The organism is Nocardioides islandensis (genome assembly GCF_015352455.1).
Taxonomy (GTDB): Bacteria; Actinomycetota; Actinomycetes; order Propionibacteriales; family Nocardioidaceae; genus Nocardioides; species Nocardioides islandensis.
On record NZ_JADKPN010000001.1, the window covers coordinates 601,293 to 620,676 of the forward strand.

20 protein-coding genes are annotated in these 19,384 nt (G+C 72.0%); 18 read left to right on the forward strand and 2 right to left on the reverse strand.

Annotated elements, in window-relative coordinates; all coding sequences use genetic code 11:
* Positions 1 to 9 precede the first annotated feature (9 nt).
* The 7 genes from ISU07_RS02890 to ISU07_RS02920 are packed head-to-tail and all read left to right on the forward strand — an operon-like array spanning position 10 to position 6,672.
* On the forward strand, positions 10 to 732 hold the full coding sequence (locus ISU07_RS02890) for an esterase family protein (protein ID WP_194705217.1): 723 nt from the start codon (positions 10 to 12) through the stop codon (positions 730 to 732).
* Entirely contained in the window at positions 732 to 2,015 is a 1,284-nt protein-coding gene (locus ISU07_RS02895) for a M20/M25/M40 family metallo-hydrolase (RefSeq protein ID WP_194705218.1), read from the forward strand. Before ISU07_RS02890 ends, ISU07_RS02895 begins: the two co-directional genes overlap by 1 nt.
* A complete protein-coding gene (locus tag ISU07_RS02900; RefSeq protein WP_194705219.1) occupies positions 2,012 to 2,914 on the forward strand; it encodes a hypothetical protein in 903 nt (300 codons plus the stop codon). Before ISU07_RS02895 ends, ISU07_RS02900 begins: the two co-directional genes overlap by 4 nt.
* Positions 2,914 to 3,582 carry a hypothetical protein gene (locus ISU07_RS02905; protein WP_194705220.1) on the forward strand — a complete coding sequence of 223 codons (669 nt, stop codon included), beginning with the start codon at positions 2,914 to 2,916 and terminating at the stop codon, positions 3,580 to 3,582. Before ISU07_RS02900 ends, ISU07_RS02905 begins: the two co-directional genes overlap by 1 nt.
* Positions 3,579 to 4,796: an MFS transporter gene (locus ISU07_RS02910; protein WP_323742392.1), complete on the forward strand. Its 1,218-nt coding sequence runs from the start codon at positions 3,579 to 3,581 to the stop codon at positions 4,794 to 4,796. Before ISU07_RS02905 ends, ISU07_RS02910 begins: the two co-directional genes overlap by 4 nt.
* A 5-nt stretch (positions 4,797 to 4,801) precedes the next feature.
* Positions 4,802 to 6,193, forward strand: a complete 1,392-nt coding sequence (locus ISU07_RS02915; protein ID WP_194705221.1) for an NAD-dependent malic enzyme — start codon at positions 4,802 to 4,804, stop codon at positions 6,191 to 6,193.
* Positions 6,190 to 6,672 carry a glutathione peroxidase gene (locus ISU07_RS02920; protein ID WP_194705222.1) on the forward strand — a complete coding sequence of 161 codons (483 nt, stop codon included), beginning with the start codon at positions 6,190 to 6,192 and terminating at the stop codon, positions 6,670 to 6,672. The genes ISU07_RS02915 and ISU07_RS02920 overlap by 4 nt, the downstream gene beginning before the upstream one ends.
* A gap of 2 nt (positions 6,673 to 6,674) precedes the next feature.
* Here ISU07_RS02920 and ppgK read toward each other — a convergent pair whose 3' ends face one another.
* On the reverse strand, positions 6,675 to 7,430 hold the full coding sequence (gene ppgK / locus ISU07_RS02925) for a polyphosphate--glucose phosphotransferase (protein WP_323742393.1): 756 nt from the start codon (positions 7,428 to 7,430) through the stop codon (positions 6,675 to 6,677).
* Between the two features lie 82 nt (positions 7,431 to 7,512).
* On the opposite strand from ppgK, the gene ISU07_RS02930 reads away from it, so the two are divergent.
* From ISU07_RS02930 to ISU07_RS02965, 8 genes are all read left to right on the forward strand, one after another.
* On the forward strand, positions 7,513 to 8,025 hold the full coding sequence (locus ISU07_RS02930) for a DUF4232 domain-containing protein (RefSeq protein ID WP_194705224.1): 513 nt from the start codon (positions 7,513 to 7,515) through the stop codon (positions 8,023 to 8,025).
* A gap of 127 nt (positions 8,026 to 8,152) precedes the next feature.
* Complete coding sequence (locus ISU07_RS02935; protein WP_194705225.1) at positions 8,153 to 9,184, forward strand: ATP-binding cassette domain-containing protein; 1,032 nt, start codon at positions 8,153 to 8,155, stop codon at positions 9,182 to 9,184.
* The gene (locus tag ISU07_RS02940; RefSeq protein WP_194705226.1) at positions 9,181 to 9,945 is read left to right on the forward strand and encodes an ABC transporter permease; all 765 of its coding nucleotides are present in this window, start codon (positions 9,181 to 9,183) and stop codon (positions 9,943 to 9,945) included. Before ISU07_RS02935 ends, ISU07_RS02940 begins: the two co-directional genes overlap by 4 nt.
* 150 nt (positions 9,946 to 10,095) lie before the next feature.
* On the forward strand, positions 10,096 to 10,875 hold the full coding sequence (locus tag ISU07_RS02945; RefSeq protein ID WP_194705227.1) for a maleylpyruvate isomerase family mycothiol-dependent enzyme: 780 nt from the start codon (positions 10,096 to 10,098) through the stop codon (positions 10,873 to 10,875).
* 72 nt (positions 10,876 to 10,947) lie between these two features.
* Positions 10,948 to 12,504, forward strand: coding sequence for a vWA domain-containing protein (locus tag ISU07_RS02950; RefSeq protein WP_194705228.1), 1,557 nt, complete (start codon positions 10,948 to 10,950; stop codon positions 12,502 to 12,504).
* Positions 12,505 to 12,561: 57 nt separating this feature from the next.
* Entirely contained in the window at positions 12,562 to 14,028 is a 1,467-nt protein-coding gene (locus ISU07_RS24645; RefSeq protein WP_194705229.1) for a fatty acid desaturase, read from the forward strand.
* 74 nt (positions 14,029 to 14,102) lie between these two features.
* The gene (locus ISU07_RS02960) at positions 14,103 to 14,384 is read left to right on the forward strand and encodes a Fe-S cluster assembly protein HesB (protein ID WP_194705230.1); all 282 of its coding nucleotides are present in this window, start codon (positions 14,103 to 14,105) and stop codon (positions 14,382 to 14,384) included.
* Between the two features lie 75 nt (positions 14,385 to 14,459).
* Positions 14,460 to 15,017 carry a TetR/AcrR family transcriptional regulator gene (locus ISU07_RS02965; protein WP_323742394.1) on the forward strand — a complete coding sequence of 186 codons (558 nt, stop codon included), beginning with the start codon at positions 14,460 to 14,462 and terminating at the stop codon, positions 15,015 to 15,017.
* Here ISU07_RS02965 and ISU07_RS02970 read toward each other — a convergent pair.
* Entirely contained in the window at positions 15,014 to 15,625 is a 612-nt protein-coding gene (locus ISU07_RS02970) for a CG0192-related protein (RefSeq protein ID WP_194705231.1), read from the reverse strand. The genes ISU07_RS02965 and ISU07_RS02970 overlap by 4 nt on opposite strands.
* A 53-nt stretch (positions 15,626 to 15,678) precedes the next feature.
* Here ISU07_RS02970 and ISU07_RS02975 point away from each other — a divergent pair, with 53 nt between their 5' ends.
* From ISU07_RS02975 to ISU07_RS02985, 3 genes are all read left to right on the forward strand, one after another.
* Complete coding sequence (locus ISU07_RS02975; protein ID WP_194705232.1) at positions 15,679 to 17,094, forward strand: MFS transporter; 1,416 nt, start codon at positions 15,679 to 15,681, stop codon at positions 17,092 to 17,094.
* 24 nt (positions 17,095 to 17,118) lie between these two features.
* Complete coding sequence (locus ISU07_RS02980) at positions 17,119 to 18,324, forward strand: M15 family metallopeptidase (protein WP_323742395.1); 1,206 nt, start codon at positions 17,119 to 17,121, stop codon at positions 18,322 to 18,324.
* A gap of 71 nt (positions 18,325 to 18,395) precedes the next feature.
* Positions 18,396 to 19,358 (forward strand): NADPH:quinone oxidoreductase family protein, encoded by a 963-nt coding sequence (locus tag ISU07_RS02985; protein ID WP_194705233.1) that lies wholly within the window; start codon positions 18,396 to 18,398, stop codon positions 19,356 to 19,358.
* The last annotated feature ends 26 nt before the right edge of the window (positions 19,359 to 19,384 follow it).

Sequence of the window (19,384 nt, forward strand, 5' to 3'; positions counted from 1 at the left end):
GTTCAGGGCATGGACAAGGCAGTCGAACGCTGGCGCTCGGACCGGATGCACCAGGACATCACCCTCGTGCGATGGGGCCACTTCGGCGTCCCGGTGCTGGTCTTCCCGACCGCGGGCGGCGACGCCGAGGAGGTCGAGCGGCACCAGCTGGTCGACCACCTGGGCGGGCTGGTCGAGGACGGCCGCATCAAGGTCTACTCGTGCGACTCGGTGGCCGGCCAGGCCATGACGGCTCATGACGGCGATGCGGCGTACCGCTGCTGGCTCTTCAACCAGTTCCAGCAGGCCGTGGCCCACGAGGTGGTGCCCGCCATCCACGCCGACACCGGTGGCCCGAACTCCGTCATCGTCGCCGGCGCGTCGATCGGTGCGTTCAACGCCCTGGCGCTGGTCTGCCGGTACCCCGACCTGTTCCGCGCCGCGGTCTGCATGAGTGGCACCTACGACGTCGAGCGGTTCATCGGCGGCTTCACCGACGACCTGTTCTTCTCCTCGCCGGTGCACTTCCTGCCCGGGCTCGAGGGCCCGGCGCTGGACGCGCTGCGGCAGCGCTTCGTGGTGCTGGCCTCCGGGTCCGGCAAGTGGGAGGACGTCGGCGAGTCCTGGCGCGCGGCCGGCGTCCTCGGCGAGAAGGGCGTGCCCAACCGGGTCGACGACTGGGGCCCGCAGTACGACCACGACTGGCCGACGTGGTGGCAGATGCTCCCGGAGTACCTGGAACAGCTCACCTGATGGAGGAGCTGGCCCGCCTCGTCGCGATCCCCTCGATCCACGACGGGAAGCACGTCGAGGCATGCTCGGAGGCCGCCGACCTGGTGGCCGCGCTGTTCGCCGACGCCGGCGTGGACGACGTACGCCGCGTGCCCACCGACGACGGCAGCGACGCCGTCGTCGGGTACACGCCCGGGCCCGCGAACGCGCCGACGGTGCTGCTCTACTCGCACTACGACGTCCAGCCCGCCGACCCGGCGGAGTGGACGTCGTCGCCGTGGGAGCTGACCGAGCGCGACGGCCGGCTCTACGGCCGCGGGTCCGCCGACTGCAAGGGCAACCTGGTCATGCTGCTCACCGTGCTGCGCGGGCTGCCGAAGCCCTGGCCGGTCGGGGTCCGTGTCGTGTGCGAAGGGTCGGAGGAGATGTCGACCGGGGGGCTCTCCCGGCTGGTCGCCGCCCAGCCGGAGCTGTTCGCGGCGGACGTGATGCTCATCGCCGACGCCGGCAACGTCGAGCTCGGCACCCCGACGGTGACGACCAGCCTGCGCGGCACCGGCTCGGTGCTCGTCACGGTCCGCACGATGGCCGGGCCGGCGCACTCGGGCGCGTACGGCGGCGCGGCACCCGACGCCCTGGCCGCCCTCATCGCGGTGCTGGCCAGCCTGCGCGACGACGCCGGCGACACCACGGTCACCGGGCTCGACAACACCGGCACCTGGACCGGGGCGGAGTACCCGGCCGACCGGTTCGCGGCGGATGCCCAGGTCCTCGACGGCGTCGGCCTGCTGGGCTCCGGCTCGGTGGCCGACACCGTGTGGGCGCGGCCCGCCGCGACCGTGCTCGCCATCGACGCTCCTTCTGTCTCGAACGTCACCGCCGCCATCCAGCACGAGGCCCGCGCCGTGGTGAACCTCCGCGTCCCGCCCGGACAGGACGCCGCCGCGGCGCAGCGCCTGCTGGCCGCGCACCTCGAGGCCGCCGCGCCGTGGGGTGCGCAGGTGACCGTCGAGCCCAAGACGCTGGGTCAGCCCTTCGCCGCGGGCAGGCGGGGGCGCGGGTACGCCGCGCTGGCGGCCGGCATGCGCGCGGCGTACGGTCGCGACCTCGTCGAGGCCGGCCAGGGCGGCGCGATCCCGCTGTGCAACGCACTGGCCGGCGCGCACCCCGATGCCGAGATCCTGCTCATCGGCGTCGAGGAGCCCGCCTGCCACATCCACGCCGCCGACGAGAGCGTCGACCCGTCGGAGCTGGAGCGAACGGCGCGGGGCGTCGCGCTGATGCTGGCAGAGTTGGGGTCGTGAGACGGTACGTCGCCGGGCTGGCGTTGGTGCTGAGCCTCGTGGCGTGCTCCTCCGCACCCTCGTCGTCGTCGGCCTCGGGCGAGCCGTCCGGAACGCCCTCCACGCCGGCGAAGACGCTGACGCTGCCGCCGCCGTCGGAGAAGCCGCTGAGCGGGACGCTCGAGGCCGAGCTCCAGCAGTCCAGCCGGGACGTCGCCCTCGGCCGCTTCCAGGTGTGGATCACCAACGGGCTGGACCGCGAGATCCGGCCGAAGCGCATCGTCTACACCGACGCCCTGCTCTCCCGGCCCGAGCGTGGTGGCCGGCTCCGTGCGATCCCGTCGGGCTCCTACCGCGGGTTCACCCTCGACCTGGTCGAGCCCCGCTGCGGCGCCGAGCGCAGCGAGCCCGCCACCGTCACGGTCGACTACGGGAGCGACGAGGTCACCGTGCCCGTCGAGGACGAGACCCACGTGACCGGGCGCTGGGCCGCGGAGCGGTGCGCCGAGCTCGTCATCGACCGCATCGCGACGCTCGAGTGGACCGGCGTCGGCATCCAGGGGTCCGGCGAGGACGCGGTCGGGCTGTTCGAGCTGACCGCGACGCCCACCGGCCGGGCCGGCTCGTTCACCGTCGACACCGTGACCGGCACCCCGCTCTACACCTCGGCCGAGGGCGACGCCTTCGAGGTCCACCAGGAGGTGGCCGGCAACGGGCGGCCGGTGACCATGGAGCTGCGCGCCCAGCCCGCCCGCTGCGACATCCACGCGTTCGGCTCGGCGACCGGCGGCACGACGTTCTTCGTCAACGTCACGATCGCCGGCGGTCCCCACCAGGGGCCGGCGCAGATCCGGCTGGCGATGAGCCCGCACGTCACCAACGAGGCGTTCGCGTACGCCGGTGAGGTGTGCGGCTTCTGATGCGGCCATTCACTCCTCCGGCGTGGAACGCCCGCACCAGGCGCCTGCTCTTCGTGGTGGTGGTGCTGTTCCTGCTCACCTTCCCGCTGGTGAACACCCTGCTGACCCGCGCCCGGGTCGACCGGGACGGCGTCGACGTCAGTGCGTCGGTCGTCGAGGCGGTCGACGACGGCGGGCGGTACCTCGTGTCCTTCCGGTTCCCGGAGTCCGTCGACCCCGAGCAGGACAGGTACGCCGCGGTCGTCGGCCGCACGACGTTCGACGTGGCGCGCGCGACCAGGAAGGTCGACGTGCGCGTGCTGGAGGGCGAGCCGCGGCACCACCACGTCGCGGGTGAGGTCTACAGCAAGGACCCGTGGATCTTCACCCTGGTCGGCGACGCGATCGTGCTGCTGGTCGGGCTGTGGTGGGTCCGGGTCGGACGCCGCCGCCCCGCCCTGCGGATGCTGGCCATGCGCGACCTCGAGGAGGCTCCCGACGACGAGCCGAGCGGGCTCGTCAGGGACACCGGCGAGGTGTACGTCGCGATCGGCCCCGTCTCCGCCACCGAGGGCTCCTCGGTGACCATCGAGCTCGAGGACCGCGTGGTGGTGGTGCGGCTCAACGGGCACGACAACCACGCCGCCGTCGGGACGCGGGTACGCGCCTGGGGGATGTTGGTCGGGTGAAGCCCTGGCGCGTGGTCGCGTGGTTCGGCGTCGTCAGCCTCGCCGCCGACATGGTCTACGAGGGCGCCCGGTCGGTGACCGGCCCCTACCTCGCGTCGCTCGGCGCCTCGGCGCTCGTGGTCGGCCTGGTCACCGGCGCGGGGGAGGCCGCGGCGCTCGGCTTCCGGCTGTTCTCCGGCCCGCTGGCGGACAGGTCCGGACGGTACTGGTCGTGGACCGTCGCGGGGTACGCCATGACGGTCGTCTGCGTGCCGCTGATGGCCGTCGCGCCGTTCGTGGGCGCGGCCGGGGCGGCGGTCGCCTCCGTGCTGGTGGTCCTCGAGCGCACCGGCAAGGCCGTCCGGTCGCCCTCGAAGTCGGTGCTGCTCGCCGACGCGGCCCGGACCGTGGGCCGGGGACGCGGGTTCGCGGTGCACAAGGCGCTGGACCAGGTGGGGGCGTTCGCGGGGCCGCTCCTGGTGGCCGGCCTGCTCGCGCTCACCGGGGCGACGTGGCCGGGCCTGGCGGCGCTGGCGATCCCGGGCGTCGTGGCGATGACGCTGCTGCTGCGGCTCCGAGTGGCGCTCACGGCGCCCCTGGCGATGACCGGTCCGCGTCCTCACGTGGACGACGTACCCGACGGGCCGCTGCCGCGGTCCTTCCACCTGCTCACGGTCTCGTGCGCCCTGGCGACGTTCGGGCTGCTGACCTTCGGGGTGCTGTCGTTCCACCTCGTCCAGGACGGGCTGCTCGACGTGGCGTGGGTGCCGGTCGTGTACGCCGCCGCCATGGGCGTGGAGGCCGTGTCCGCGCTGGCGACCGGCTTCGTCTTCGACCGGATCGGCGGGCGGACGCTGCTGGTGCTGCCCCTGCTCGTCGGGCTGGTGCCGTTCCTGGCGTTCTCGTCGACGGCGGCCGTCGCGGTGGCCGGGATCCTCGTCTGGGGCCTGGCCACCGGCATCCTCGACTCCACCGTCAAGGCCCTGGTCGCCGAGACCGTCCCGCGCTCCCGGCTCGGGACGGCGTACGGCGCGTTCGCCGCCGTGCAGGGGGTCGCCGCGCTGGCCGGCGGTGGCGTCGCCGGCTGGCTGTACGCCCACGGCCGCCTCCCGATCGTGACGGTCGTGGGCGTCGCCCAGCTGGCCGCCCTCGTGCTGCTCGTGTCCGCGCTGCGCTCTCCGGCGCGACCACAACGACCGCTACTTGCCCGTCACCACCGAACCGGGACAGGCTGACGAGCATGTCGGCCACCGCCTCGTCGTACTCGATCACCATGCGGCTGCACACCGCGCCGGACCACGGCGTCGTCGGGAAGGTCGCCACCGCGATCGCGCGCGAGGGCGGCATCACCACGGCCATCGACGTCGCGGACTCCAGCCACGACCGACTGGTCGTCGACGTCACCTGCTCCGCGGCCGACGCGTCGCACTCCGAGCGGCTGGTCGAGGTGGTCAAGGAGATCGAGGGTGTCGAGGTCTACAAGGTCAGCGACCGCACGTTCCTGCTCCACCTCGGCGGCAAGATCGCGGTCACCTCGAAGGTGCCGCTGCGCACGCGCGACGACCTGTCCATGGCGTACACCCCGGGCGTCGGGCGGGTCAGCCAGGCGTTGTACGAGCACCCCGAGGACGTCAGCCGGCTGACCATCAAGGGCAACACCGTCGCGGTCGTCACCGACGGCTCCGCGGTGCTCGGCCTCGGGAACATCGGGCCGGGCGCCGCGCTGCCGGTGATGGAGGGCAAGGCGGCGCTGTTCAAGCGGTTCGCCGACATCGACGCCTGGCCGATCTGCCTGGCCAGCCAGGACACCGACGAGATCGTCCGAGCCGTCGAGATGATCGCGCCCGGGTTCGGTGGCATCAACCTCGAGGACATCGCGGCACCGCGCTGCTTCGAGATCGAGGCCCGGCTGCGCGCCAGCCTCGACATCCCCGTCTTCCACGACGACCAGCACGGCACCGCGATCGTGGTGATGGCCGCGCTCACCAACGCGCTGCGTGTCGTCGACAAGAAGCTCTCCGACGTCCGGGTCGTCGTCGCCGGCGCGGGCGCGGCGGGGACGGCGATCGTCACGCTGATGCTGGCGGCCGGCATCACCGACATCGTGGTCTGGGACCGCGAGGGGTGCCTGTCCTCCGACGACACCGGCCTCCCGCTGGCCAAGGCGTCGCTGGCCGCGCGTACTAACCCCCGCAAGGTACGGGGCGACCTGCACGACGGCCTGAAGGGTGCCGACGTGTTCGTCGGCGTCAGCGCCCCGGGCGTGCTCGACCCCGAGTGGATCCGCGACATGGCCGACAAGGCCGTCGTGTTCGCCCTCGCCAACCCCGACCCGGAGGTCGACCCCGCGGAGGCCGACCGCTACGCCGCCGTCGTGGCCAGCGGCCGCAGCGACTACCCCAACCAGATCAACAACGTGCTGGCGTTCCCGGGCGTCTTCCGTGGCCTGCTCGACGCGCGCGCCAAGGAGATCACCCTCGACATGCTGCTGCGGGCCGCCGACGCGATCGCCCACGTGGTCAGCGACGAGGAGCTCAACCCCAACTTCATCATCCCCAGCGTCTTCAACCCGTCCGTGCCCAAGGCCGTCGCCGCAGCCATCCGTGGACGGGTGCAAGACTCGGGGGCGTGACTTCCCTCGGAGACTTCCACGCCCAGGACATCACCGGCGCCGACGTCGACCTCTCGGCGTACGACGGCCAGGTGGTGCTCGTGGTCAACGTCGCCTCGCAGTGCGGCCACACGCCGCAGTACGCCGGGCTCCAGGAGCTCTACGACGCCAAGGTCGGCGACGGGTTCACCGTGCTGGGCTTCCCGTGCGACCAGTTCGGTCATCAGGAGCCGGGCACCGAGGCCGAGATCGCGGAGTTCTGCGAGACGGCGTACGGCGTGACGTTCCCGATGTTCGGCAAGGTCGAGGTCAACGGCGACGGCGCCCACCCGCTGTACCAGTGGCTGCGCACCGAGGCACCCGGTCGCGACGGCGAGGACATCGAGTGGAACTTCACCAAGTTCCTGGTCGACCGCGACGGCCAGGTGCTGCGGCGCTACTTCTTCCGCAAGCAGCCCGCCGACCTCGTCGACGACATCGAGAAGGCGCTGGCGGGCTGAGGCTAGGGCCTTTCGTCTCCGGCTTCGAAGGCCCAGAGCGCGGCGCCGACGATGCCGGCGCGGTTCTGCAGCTTGGCCGCGACGATCTCGGTCTCGATGTCGATGAGGTGCAGGAACTCGGCGGAGTCCTTGCTGACCCCGCCGCCGACCACGAACAGGTCGGGGGAGAAGAGCTTCTCCAGGGTCCGGTAGTAGACCGTGAGGCGCTTGGCCCACTCCGGGTACGACAGCCCCTCGTCCTCCTTGATCGAGGACGCGGCGCGCTTCTCGGCGTCGTGGCCGTCGATCTCGAGGTGGCCGAGCTCGGAGTTGGGCACCAGCACGCCGTCGTACACGATCGCGGACCCGATGCCCGTGCCGAGCGTGGTCACGATGACCAGCCCGCGGCGGCCCTTGGCCGCGCCGAACCGCACCTCCGCCAGGCCCGCGGCGTCGGCGTCGTTGACGACGTGGACGTCGCGTCCGGTCGCCTCGGTGAACAGCGCGTCGGCGTCCGTGCCGATCCAGCCCCGGTCGATGTTGGCCGCCGAGCTCACCACACCGTGGCGGACCACCGCCGGCACGGTGACGCCGACGGCCCCCTTCGAGCTCGGGAACTGGTCGAGCAGCTCGGTGAAGACCTGGGCAACGGCCTCGGGCGTCGACGGCTGGGGCGTCTTGATGCGGACCCGTTCGCCGGCGAAGTCGCCGGCCTCGAGATCCACCGGCGCGCCCTTGATGCCCGAGCCGCCGAAGTCGATGCCGAAGGGAAGTTCCACACGGCCAATCTTGCGCACGCCCACAACCGAAGCAACCGACCCGTCGTCACACTGGGAGAGACCCACGAGGGAGGCACTGCCCATGAACCCCAGCTCCACGATCCGCTCGCTCGCCGGCATCGCTACCGGGCTCGCGCTCGCCGGCACCGTCGTCGCCCTGACGCCCGCGACGGGGTCGGCCGCCGCGGCCGCCACCTGCACCGCCACCAACCTGTACGTCGTGAAGGGGCGCCTCGAGGGCGCCGCCGGCAGCCGGTTCCTCACCGTGAAGGTGACCAACGTCGGTGACGACGCGTGCTCGGCCGGGATCGCCACCAAGGCGGCGTTCCGCGACTTCGACGGCCTGCTCGGGACGCCGGGTGACGTCAGCGGTGGCAGCGGCCTGGTGACCCTCGACCCCGGCGAGACCGCCAAGGCGGTCATCCACTGGACCGACCCCGGCCCGGTGCCGGCCGAGGACTGCCAGGAGGCCTCGGCCACCCTGGTCACCTTCCGCGTGCCCAGCCTGCGGCACACGTGGCGGCTGCCGCTCGAGGCCCAGGTCTGCACGACGGCCGACTTCCGGCCCGACAGCAAGCCCCTCGTCGGTCCCTGAGCGCCCGGCCCCCCCGCGATTCGTCAGCGATCGCTGCGCTCCGAGTACCCGGAGGATCGCTGACGAATCGATGAGTTCTGCCTCGGTCCCGGGTCGTAGGGTCCAGACGAACTCGCGAGGAGGGCCCATGATCCACGCACGAGGACTCGTGCAGACGTTCCACACCGGCCGCGGCAAGCAGAAGACGGAGGTCCGCGCCGTCGACGGGGTCGACCTCGACGTCGAGGAGGGCGAGGTCGTCGCGTTCCTCGGCCCCAACGGCGCCGGCAAGACCACGACGCTGCGCATGCTCGTCACCCTGCTGAAGCCCACGGCGGGCACCGCGACCGTGGCCGGGTACGACGTGGTGAAGGAGAGCGCCCAGGTGCGGCGCTCCATCGGCTACGTCTCCCAGACCGGCGGAGCCTTCAGCGGCGCCTTCGCCGGCGACGAGGTCGTCGACCACGGGATGCTCTACGGGATGTCCAGGGCCGACGCCGTACGCCGCGGGCAGCAGCTCTTCGACGAGCTCCAGCTCGAGGGCCTGTGGCGGCGGATGTGCAAGAACATGTCCGGCGGCCAGAAGCGGCGCCTCGACATCGTGATGGGGCTGATCCACGACCCGACGCTGGTGTTCCTCGACGAGCCGACCACCGGCCTCGACCCGCAGGCGCGGGCCAACCTGTGGGGCCACATCGCCGACCTGCGCCGCGAGCGCGGGGCCACGGTCTTCCTGACCACCCACTACCTCGACGAGGCCGACGCGCTGGCCGACCGCATCGTCATCATCGACCGCGGCAGGATCGTCGCCTCCGACACCGCCGACAACCTCAAGACCCAGGTCAACGGCGACCTGGTCGACCTCGAGGTGGCGCCCGGCCAGGTGAGCACGGCCGCCGACAAGCTGCGGGCCATCGCCGAGCACGTCGAGGTCGCCGGCAGCCACGTCTCCGGTCGCGTCCGCCGCGCCGGTCGCGCCGTACCCGCCCTGCTGCGCGACCTCGACGCCGCCGGCGTGACGCTGGAGTCGGTCGAGGTGCACCGGCCGACGCTCGACGACGTGTTCCTCACCCTGACCGGCCGCTCCCTGCGCGACGCCGAGGCGGGCACCGGCAAGCCCGAGGACGACGAGGCCACCGCGGCCGAGAGGGACGACAGCCTGGAAGGAGCCGCCCGATGAACGGCTTCATGCGCGACTCGAGCATCGTGTTCCGCCGCCAGATCCGGATGAACCTCCGCAACCCCGCCTGGGTGCTGATCGGCGTCTTCCAGCCGGTGCTGTACCTGCTGCTGTTCGGTCCGCTGCTCAAGCCGCTCGTCGCGCAGTTCCCCGGCGGTGCCGACAACGCCTACACGTTCCTGGTGCCCGGGCTCCTCGTGCAGCTGGGGCTGTTCGGCGCGTTCTTCGCCGGGTTCTCGCTGATCGGCGAGTGGAGAGAGGGCGTGATCGAGGCCGAGCGGGTCACCCCGGCCTCCCGCGGCTCGCTGCTGGTCGGCCGGCTGATGCGCGACGTGCTCCAGCTGTTCGTGCAGTCGCTGATCCTGGTGCTGCTCGGGCTGGCGATCGGGATGCGCGGCTCGTTCGACGGCATCGTGCTCGGCATCGTGATCACCCTGGTGATCGGCGGGGCCTGCGCCGCGGCGTCGAACGCCCTCGGCATGGCGACCAAGTCCGAGGACGTGATGGCCCCGGTCATCAACATCGTGATGATGCCGGTGCTCCTCCTCAGCGGCATCCTGCTGCCGATGACCCTCGGCCCCGACTGGCTCAAGCGGGTCAGCGACTTCATGCCCACCCGCTGGATCACCGACGCCATCCGTGACGTGTTCGCCGGCGACGTCGCCAACGGCACGGTGCTGTCCGGCTCGCTCGCGGCGCTCGTGTTCCTCGCCCTCGCGGCCTGGTGGGGCGTCAGCACCTTCCAGAAGGACGACGCCTGAAGGTCGCGCTCGCCTCATGTAACGCGGTGTTAGACCGTCTTACCCAGCGTTGGAACGCGTGGGAAGTCCCCCTAACACCGCGTTACAGGCGTCCTCGCCTGTGGACAACTCGCGCGCCAGGACCCCGGGAGCCGTGAGATCGTTCGCGGCGTGGCCACGTCCCTGACCCGCGCGCAGCACCTGGACGGCCTGCGGGTCGCGCTCCAGGCGTTCGCCCGGCACGCGGGGAGCGCGGGGCTGGAGGCGGACGTGCCGACGTGCCCGGACTGGACCGTACGTCGCCTCATCGGCCACCAGGGGATGGTGCACCGCTGGGCGGCGGCCAACCTGCGTGGCCAGGCCATCGACGTCGACGCGACCGAGCGCGCCGGACGCCGGAGCCCGGATCCGGTCGACTGGCTGCGCGATGGCGCGATCGAGCTGGTCGCGGCGATCACCGAGGCGCCCGAGGACGTGCGCACCATCGTGTTCCTCAACGACGCGCCGCGGGCGCTGGACTTCTGGGCCCGCCGCCAGTGCCACGAGACGACCATCCACGCGGTCGACGCGCTGGCCGCGGACCTCGGGCGGTACCCGACGTCGGCGGACACCTGGATCGACCCCGTCGTCGCGATCGACGGCGTCGACGAGCTGCTGGCCGGGTTCATGACCCGCAACAAGAGCCGCCTGCGGTCGGCCGACCCGTTGGGCATCGGCGTGGTCGCCGAGGAGTCCCCGAACGGCTGGCTGGTGGAGACCAGCGACCGTCCGGCCGTGGTGACGGCGGCCCCGCGCGAGGAGGTGACCGACCGTGCCGACGTGCTGCTCACGGGACCGGCCGTGGCCGTCTACCTCACGCTGTGGAACCGCTCCGACGAGCTGGAGGTGGAGGACGGGCCGACCAGCCGGGCGCTCGCCCCGTGGCGCCGCGCTCCCATCACGTGGGGGTGACAGGTAGGTCACGATCGGGTCGCGGCAGCCGATTCGGGGAACGTCGCTCGGCAAAGTCCCGTCGCACGCACCATGACGACTCGCCAGCGACACGTCCTGCGGCACTCCTTGGTCCCGATCGCCCTGGCGAGTGCCCTCGCCCTCACCGCGTGCGGGGGTGATGCGGAGAACGGGGACGTGCAGTCGCCGTCCGGCGTGAGCGCGACGTACGGGCAGGCCGGCGGGTCGGCCGGCGAGCCCGCTCCCGATCCGCAGGGCAACACCTTCCAGGACGAGGGCGTCAGCGGGTACGTCGACGCGGGCAGCGACTCCGAGTCGACCTTCGCCCTCGACGTCGACAACGGCTCGTACCGCGTCGCGCAGGCGATGGTCGCCCAGGGCCAGCGACCCCCGGCGGACTCGGTCCGCGCCGAGGAGTGGGTGAACGCCTTCGACTACGGCGACCCGGCGCCGACCGAGGCCGCACTCGCCGTGCGCGCCGAGTCGGGCGTCCGGGCCTACGACGCGCCCGACAGCCCGATGACCCAGCAGGTGGTGCGCGTGGCCGTCACCGCCCGCGAGGTGCCGCGCGAGGCGCGGCCGTCGGTGAACCTGACCCTGGTCGTCGACCGGTCGGGCTCGATGGCGATGGGCAACCGGCTCGGGCTGGTCAAGGACTCGCTGGCCCTGCTGACCGAGAGCCTGCGCCCCGACGACACGATCTCGGTGGTCGGGTTCGACGACCAGGTGGAGCTGGTGCTGCCGCCGACCCGCGCCGATGAGCGCGCGACCGTGATGGCGTCGGTCGACCGGCTCACGCCGCGCGGCAGCACCGACGTCGAGGGCGGCCTGTCGCTCGGGTACGAGCAGGCCCGCCGGGCATACCGCCCCGGCGGCGTCAACGTCGTCGTCCTCTGCTCCGACGGCGTCGCCAACGTCGGCATGACCGGCCCCGACAGCATCGCCGCCCGGATCGCCGAGGAGGGCCGCAACGGCATCCACCTGGTCACCGTCGGCTACGGGATGGGCAACTACAACGACCACCTGATGGAGCAGCTGGCCGACCAGGGCGACGGCTTCTACCGGTACGTCGACACCTACGACGAGGCTCGCCGGCTGTACGTCGACGAGCTGACCAGCCTGCTGGCGCCGGTCGCCGACGACGCCCGGACGCAGGTCGTGTTCGACCCGGAGAAGGTGGCGACGTACCGCCTCGTGGGCTACGAGAACCGCGCCATGGACGACGAGTCGTTCGGGGACCTGAGCGCCGACGCCGGGGAGCTCGGGGCCGGGCACCACGCCTCCGCGCTGTACGAGCTGCGGCTGCGCGAGGGCGTCGAGCCCGGCGAGCAGGTCGGCCTGGCCAAGGTGCTCTGGAAGACGCCCGGCACCGACGCCGCCGGCTTCGCCAGCGCGCCGATCCGCGCCGCGAGCCCGCAGGAGCCGATGTCGGACTCGCTGGCGCTCGCGACGGCCGTCGCGGACCTGGCCGCCGTGGTGAAGGGGTACGGCGGGTACGTGGAGCCGTCGACCGACCAGCTGCCCAGCCTGTACGACGTGCGCAACCGGGCGATCGCGCTCCAAGAACGCGACGTGCCGGGTGCCGCGGAGCTCGTCGACCTCGCCTCGCGGCTGGAGTACCTGCAGTAGGGGTTGCCTCGTTCGGTTTACAACACCTATGGTTTTGTAAACCCAGGAGGTGCTCCCATGACAACCAGCACGGTCCCGCTCGGGTCGACCGAGCAGTGGAAGGACAAGAAGCGCTACCTCTGGCTGATCGGCCTGGTGGTCCCGTCCCTGGCCTTCGTCGGCTACGGCATGTGGGCGCTGACCGGCTGGGGCGTGTGGTTCTGGATCGGCCCCATCGTGATCTTGGTGATCGTGCCAGCGATCGACCTGTTCGCGGGCCTGGACCGCTCCAACCCGCCCGACGACGTGATCGAGGCGCTGGAGAAGGACCGCTACTACCGCTGGATCACCTACCTGTTCCTGCCGATCCAGTACGTCGGGTTCGTCGCGGCGATGTACCTGGTCGCCCGCAACGGTGACCTGTCCACCGTGGACAAGCTCGGCCTGGCGATCTCGATCGGCTGCATCGGCGGCATCGGCATCAATACCGCCCACGAGCTCGGCCACAAGAAGGAGGCCAACGAGCGCTGGCTGTCGAAGATCGCGCTGGCGCAGAGCTTCTACGGCCACTTCTACATCGAGCACAACCGCGGTCACCACGTGCGCGTCGCGACCCCGGAGGACCCCGCATCGGGGCGCGTGGGCGAGAACTTCTACCAGTTCTGGCCGCGCACGGTCTGGGGCTCCCTGAAGTCCGCCTGGAACCTGGAGAAGAAGCGGATCGCCCGCCGCAAGCAGCACCCGTTCCGGCTCTCCAACGACGTCCTCAACGCCTGGCTGATGTCGGCCGTGCTGTGGGGCGGCCTGATCGGGTGGCTCGGCGCCGGCATCACGCCGTACCTGCTGGTCCAGGCCGTCGTCGGCTTCTCGCTGCTCGAGGTCGTCAACTACATGGAGCACTACGGGATGCTCCGGCAGAAGGTCGGCGTCGGTGAGCGGCAGCGCTACGAGCGGGTCGACCCGTCCCACTCCTGGAACTCCAACAACATCGCCACCAACGTGCTGCTCTACCACCTGCAGCGCCACAGCGACCACCACGCGAACCCGACGCGGCGCTACCAGACGCTGCGCGACTACCAGGAGAGCCCGGTGCTGCCGACCGGGTACGCCGGCATGATCGTGCTCGCCATCGTCCCCGCCGTCTGGCGCCGCGTGATGGACCCGCGCGTGCTGCGGCACTTCGAGGGTGACATGTCCCGCGCGAACATCAGTCCCCGCAAGCGGGACAAGATCCTCGCCAAGTACCCGCCCCCTCCGTCGATCGAGGACGGCGTCCCGCATGTTGGTCGAGCCCTTCGAGACGCCTCGTTCCTCGGCTCCTCAGGAACCACCGACGCGAGGGACGAGCGTCGTGTCGAGACCACCGAGGTCCTCGCCGCCCGCTGCCCCGGCTGCGGCTACACCTACGACGTGGTCACCGGCGACGAGCGCGAGGGCTTCGCGGCCGGCACGGCGTGGGCCGACGTACCCGACTCCTGGTGCTGCCCCGACTGCGGCGTGCGCGAGAAGGTGGACTTCGTGCCGGTGGAGCCCGCCCGGACCTGACCGAGGGTTTGATTCTCACGCCCGGGCCGGGAATGGTGGACGGCTCCTGCCAGCAATCGACGAAGGAGAGAGCCTTGCTCACCCTCACGGAGAACGCCAGCACGATCGTCAAGGACATCACCGCCCAGCAGGGCGGGTCCGACACCGCGGGTCTGCGCATCACCAGCGAGGACCCGGCCCAGGGCCTGATGGTGACCGCCGCTCCCGAGCCCCAGCCCGGGGACCAGACGGTGGAGGCCGACGGCGCCAAGGTCTACCTGGACGTCCCGGCCTCGCAGGCCCTCGACGACCAGATCCTCGACGCCGCCGTCGACGAGGCCGGCCGGGTGCAGTTCGCGCTCGCGCCCCAGGCCTGACCGAGGCACCGGGTCGTGTGCCTGACGACGCGCCATGCCGCGTTCTCAGGCACACGACCCTCCTAGGGTGGGAACGTGAACACCCACGAGCGGATCGTGGCCGCGGCCGCCGAGCTGACCACGGAGTCGGGCTGGGCGGCGATCACCATGACCAGGCTCGCGGACCACGTCGGCGTCAGCCGGCAGACGGTCTACAACGAGATCGGCACGAAGCCCCGGCTCGCCGAGGAGATGGTGCTGCGCGAGCTGGCGTCGTTCCTCTCCGAGGTGGACCGCGCCTTCGACGCCCACCCGGACGACCTCGTCGCGGCGATCCGCGCGGCCTGCCGCGGCGTCCTGGAGTTCGCCCAGGACAACCGGCTCCTCAAAGCCGTCGTCTCGGCCACGCACGGCGCCGACACCGAGCTGCTGCCGCTGCTCACCACCCACGCCGAGCCGCTGCTCGGCACGGCCAAGGACGTCGTGCGTGGCCGGGTGGCGGCCTACGACGTCGCCCTGCCGCCTGAGCGCCTCGACGCGGCCATCGACCTCATCGTCCGGGTCGTGCTCAGCCACGTCATGCAGCCCTCCGGCAGCCCGCAGCAGGCCGCCGACGACATCGCCTGGCTCTCGGCGCACGTCCTCCAGGGCTAGTCGATCGCGGCCACCACGACCGGGCCGCCGCCGCCCCAGGTAGCGGTCAGGGTCTCGCGGCCGGTGACGCCGGGACCGAGGACGCGCGCGACGACGAGCTCGTGGTCGCCGGCCCGTACGACGGTCGGGTCGCCGTGGTCGACGACCGTGACGGCGTCCACCGAGACGCCGGCCGCGGCGGTGCCGCTGCCGACGACGCGACAGGTCGGGTCGAACGTCACGATCTCGCCGTCCTGCTCCATCTCCAGCGCGGCCTCGTGGCCGCCGGTGGTGATCGCGGTCAGCAGCGCCGAGACGCCGACGGGGTCGCCGCACGCGTCGTACACCCATCGCTTCCCGAGGACCGAGTGGTCCGTGGTGTCGATCAGGTGCTCCTCGGCACCCTCGAGCGGGGCACCGCGGTAGGTCATCGGGACCAGCAGCGTCGGCCCGTCGGTGCCGCCGAGCAGGAAGAACTCGATCCCCACCTCGCCCGCCGGGTCGTCGAACCGGAACGACCCCACCGGCTTGCGCTCGAGGTCGCCGTCGAACCACGGGCGGCTCGGGAGCCAGCCCTTCATGAGATCGCGCTTGCCGGGCGTGATGGTCGCGTCGTGCAGGATGGCCATGGCGGTCAAGGTAGACCGGCCACGAAACCCAGGGACAGGTGAGCGAACGCCAGATGACGCAGACATCCGGCCAGGTCGCCTTCGGCTCCCGTACCGGCCGGGCGATCGTCGCCGCCGCGGTCCTCGGCTCGGGTCTGACGCTGCTCGACGGCACCGTCGTGAACGTCGCGTTGCGCACCATCGGCGAGGACCTCGACGCCAGCCTCGCCGAGCTGCAGTGGATCTCCAACGGCTACCTCCTGACCATGGCGTCCCTGATCCTGCTCGGCGGCTCGCTGGGCGACCGGTACGGGCGGCGGCGCGTCTTCGTGGTCGGCACCATCTGGTTCGCGGCGGCCTCGCTGCTGTGCGGCATCGCCCCGAGCGCGATCGTGCTGATCGTCGCCCGCATCCTCCAGGGCATCGGCGCCGCGCTGCTCACGCCGGGCAGCCTGGCGATGATCCAGGGCGCCTTCGAGCCCGGCAGCCGCGCGCGGGCGATCGGCTCGTGGTCGGGGATGGGCAGCATCGCGGCGGCCATCGGGCCGTTCGTCGGCGGCGCGCTGGTCGAGTACGTCAACTGGCGCTGGATCTTCCTCATCAACCTCCCGGTCGCCGTCCTGACGGTCGTGATCGCCCAGCGCTGGGTGCCCGAGACGCGCGACCCGGCGGCGCCCCCGCACTTCGACGTCAGCGGCGCCGTGCTCGCCGCGGTCTCGCTGGGCGGCATCACCTACGCGCTCATCGAGTGGGGCGGAGCACTGGCCCCGTGGGCCGGCATCGTCGGCGTGGTGACCGCCGTCGCGTTCCTCGTCGTCGAACGGCGCGGCGACCACCCGATGATGCGGCTCGAGCTGTTCGCCGACCGCACGTTCTCGGCCGCCAACGCGATGACGCTCCTCGTGTACGCCGCCCTCGGCGCCGTCCTGTTCTTCCTGGTCCTCCAGCTCCAGACCGTCGGCGGGTACGGCGCCCTCGAGGCCGGCCTCGCCACCTTGCCCATCACCGTCTGCATGGTGTTCCTCGCCTCGCGCGGCGGTGCCATCGGCCAGCGCATCGGGCCGCGCATCCCGATGACGGTCGGCCCGATCGTGATGGGCCTGGCCTCGTTCCTGCTGCTGATGGCCGGCGAGGACGTCAACTACTGGGTCGACGTCCTTCCCGGCCTCGTCGTCTTCGGCCTCGGCCTCGCGCTGATGGTCGCGCCGCTGACGGCCACCGTGCTGGCCGCCGCACCGGACGAGAACGCCGGCATCGCCAGCGGCGTCAACAACGCCATCGCCCGCGCCGGCTCCCTGCTGGCCGTGGCGGCGCTGCCGGTGGCCGTCGGGCTCGGCGGTGACGACTACGCCGACGCCGCGGTGTTCGACGGGGCCTTCCGATCGGCCACCATCATCTGCGCCGTGCTGCTGATCCTCGGCGGCATCGTGTCCTGGCTCACCATCCCCCGCTCGTTCGAGGAGGCGTCCGTCGACAGCGACGGATCGTGACCGTCGCGCACCTACCCTGGTCCGGTGAGTGAGGGAGGCACGAGGGTGGCGTCGGGCGTCCTCGCCCTGCTGCTCGCGGTCAGCCTCACCTCCTGCGGCAAGGACGACAGCAACGCCGCCGGCCCCGACCGGCGTACGCCGGACCCGTCGCCGGTCGGCGCCACCGACTCGTCGCCGACGACCGGGACCGACGACCCGGCCGACGGGGTCGGTCCGCGCCGGGGCGCGCTGCGGGGCGCGGACATCCTGGTGTTCAGCCAGGACACGCTCACCGACGGCATGGTCGAGCAGATCAGCAACCTGAAGGGCGTCCGCAGCGTGGAGCGCCTCTCGATGGCCCAGGTGAGCATCGAGAACCGCGCCTTCAACATCGCCGCGGTCGATCCCGCGACCTATCGCAACTACACGCCCGCGGCCAGCGCCGAGTTCCAGGAGCAGTGGGACCGGGTGGCGGCCGGCCAGGTCTCGCTGGCCCCGTCCCTGTCGCGGCGGTTGGGCAAGAAGCAGCGCCTCCTGCAGCTCGGCAGCGGCAGCGACGCGCCCAAGGTGCCGATCGGGGTCCTCAACGCGCAGCAGATCCCGCAGGTCGACGCCGTGGTCGACGCCGAGGTCGGCGAGGCACTCGGCATGAAGCCGGGCAACGCGCTGGTGGTGGCGACCTACCCCCTCCGCTCCCCGCAGTCGGTGCGCGAGCCCATGGAGAAGATCGCCGGCAGGACGGCGTCGGTGCAGATCCTCGGCCCGGACCTGGACACGTCGGTCCAGCAGACGGCCTACCTCGTCGGCTCGGTCGCCAGCGCGGTCGGCATCTTCAACTACACCGTCATCGGCGGCGGCCGGATCGCCCCGGACCCGTCCTGGGTGGCCGCGCACATCGTCACCAGGACAGTGCCGATCCTCGGGTCCGTCACCTGCAACTCCCTGATCTTCCCGCAGCTCGAGGCCGCGCTGCGCGAGGTCGTCGCGCGCGGGCTGGCCGACAAGATCCACCCGGGGGAGTACGCCGGGTGCTACTACCCGCGCTTCATCGCCGGCACGACCAAGCTGTCCAACCACTCCTTCGGCCTGGCCCTCGACCTCAACGTCCCGGGCAACCAGAGGGGCACCGTCGGCGAGATGGACCGGTCCGTGGTGCAGATCTTCGAATCGTGGGGCTTCACGTGGGGTGGGCACTGGCGCTACACCGACCCGATGCACTTCGAGGCCAACCGGATCGTCCGCCCCGGCTGACCTGCCGCTGGTCGAGGAGGGAGGCTGGATCACACGCTGCCCGTCACGAGACCACCCGGCATGATCAGCGCATGCGCGCCGTCCAGGTCCTCACGCCCACCGGCCCCGCCGACGTCGTGGTCCGCGAGGTCGACGAGCCGACGCCCGGACCCGAGGACGTGCTGGTCGACGTGCACGCCGTGGGCGTGTCGTTCCCGGACCTGCTGATGAGCAAGGGCGAGTACCAGGTGCGGCCGGAGCCACCGTTCACCCTCGGTGTCGACGTGGCGGGGACCGTGGTGTCGGGACCGGGCTTCGAGCCGGGGCAGCGGGTGGCCGGCGTGGTGCCGTACGGCGGCGCCTCCGAGCGGGCCGTCCTCCCGGCGGTCTGCACGTTCGCGCTGCCCGACCGGGTGTCCTTCGACCAGGGCGCGGCCCTGCCGATGAACTACCTGACCGCCCTGTTCGCGCTCGTCGAGCGCGGTGGCCTCCGCGGGGGCGAGACCGTCCTCGTGCACGGGGCGTCCGGTGGTGTGGGTACGGCGACCGTCCAGGTGGCGAAGGGCCTCGGCGCACGAGTGATCGCGGTGGTGTCGACCGAGGCGAAGGGCGAGTACGCGCTGGCGGCCGGCGCCGACGACGCCGTGCTGCTCGACGGCTTCAAGGACACCGTCGGCGCCCTGACCCACGGGCGGGGCGTGGACGTCGTGGTGGACGTCGTCGGCGGCGACACCTTCACCGACTCCCTGCGCGTCCTGGCCACGCAGGGCCGCCTGCTGGTCGTGGGGTTCGCCGCCGGCCAGGGCATCCCCGAGGTCAAGGTCAACCGGCTGCTGCTCAACAACATCGACGTGCGCGGCGTCGGGTGGGGCGGCTACGCGATGGGGCGGCCCGGATACATGCAGGAGCAGTGGGCCGCGCTGCTGCCCCTCATCGAGGCCGGGACCGTCGACCCGCCGATCGGGGCGACGTACGATCTCGACGGCTTCGGGCGGGCGCTCCAGGACATGGAGGACCGGCGCACCCTGGGCAAGTCGGTGGTGCGCCTCCGCTGAGGGTCCGCTCACGGGTCCCGGTTAGG

Excerpts from the sequence above, each read along its gene's own strand:
- ISU07_RS02935 (WP_194705225.1), top strand. The coding sequence starts at position 8,153 with ATGATCCACGCACGAGGACTCGTGCAGACGTTCCACACCGGCCGCGGC.
- ISU07_RS02905 (WP_194705220.1), top strand. The coding sequence starts at position 2,914 with ATGCGGCCATTCACTCCTCCGGCGTGGAACGCCCGCACCAGGCGCCTG.
- ISU07_RS02915 (WP_194705221.1), top strand. The coding sequence starts at position 4,802 with ATGTCGGCCACCGCCTCGTCGTACTCGATCACCATGCGGCTGCACACC.
- ISU07_RS02940 (WP_194705226.1), top strand. The coding sequence starts at position 9,181 with ATGAACGGCTTCATGCGCGACTCGAGCATCGTGTTCCGCCGCCAGATC.
- ISU07_RS02950 (WP_194705228.1), top strand. The coding sequence starts at position 10,948 with ATGACGACTCGCCAGCGACACGTCCTGCGGCACTCCTTGGTCCCGATC.
- ISU07_RS24645 (WP_194705229.1), top strand. The coding sequence starts at position 12,562 with ATGACAACCAGCACGGTCCCGCTCGGGTCGACCGAGCAGTGGAAGGAC.
- ISU07_RS02930 (WP_194705224.1), top strand. The coding sequence starts at position 7,513 with ATGAACCCCAGCTCCACGATCCGCTCGCTCGCCGGCATCGCTACCGGG.
- ISU07_RS02970 (WP_194705231.1), bottom strand. The coding sequence starts at position 15,625 with ATGGCCATCCTGCACGACGCGACCATCACGCCCGGCAAGCGCGATCTC.
- ISU07_RS02985 (WP_194705233.1), top strand. The coding sequence starts at position 18,396 with ATGCGCGCCGTCCAGGTCCTCACGCCCACCGGCCCCGCCGACGTCGTG.
- ISU07_RS02895 (WP_194705218.1), top strand. The coding sequence starts at position 732 with ATGGAGGAGCTGGCCCGCCTCGTCGCGATCCCCTCGATCCACGACGGG.
- ISU07_RS02890 (WP_194705217.1), top strand. The coding sequence starts at position 10 with ATGGACAAGGCAGTCGAACGCTGGCGCTCGGACCGGATGCACCAGGAC.
- ISU07_RS02975 (WP_194705232.1), top strand. The coding sequence starts at position 15,679 with ATGACGCAGACATCCGGCCAGGTCGCCTTCGGCTCCCGTACCGGCCGG.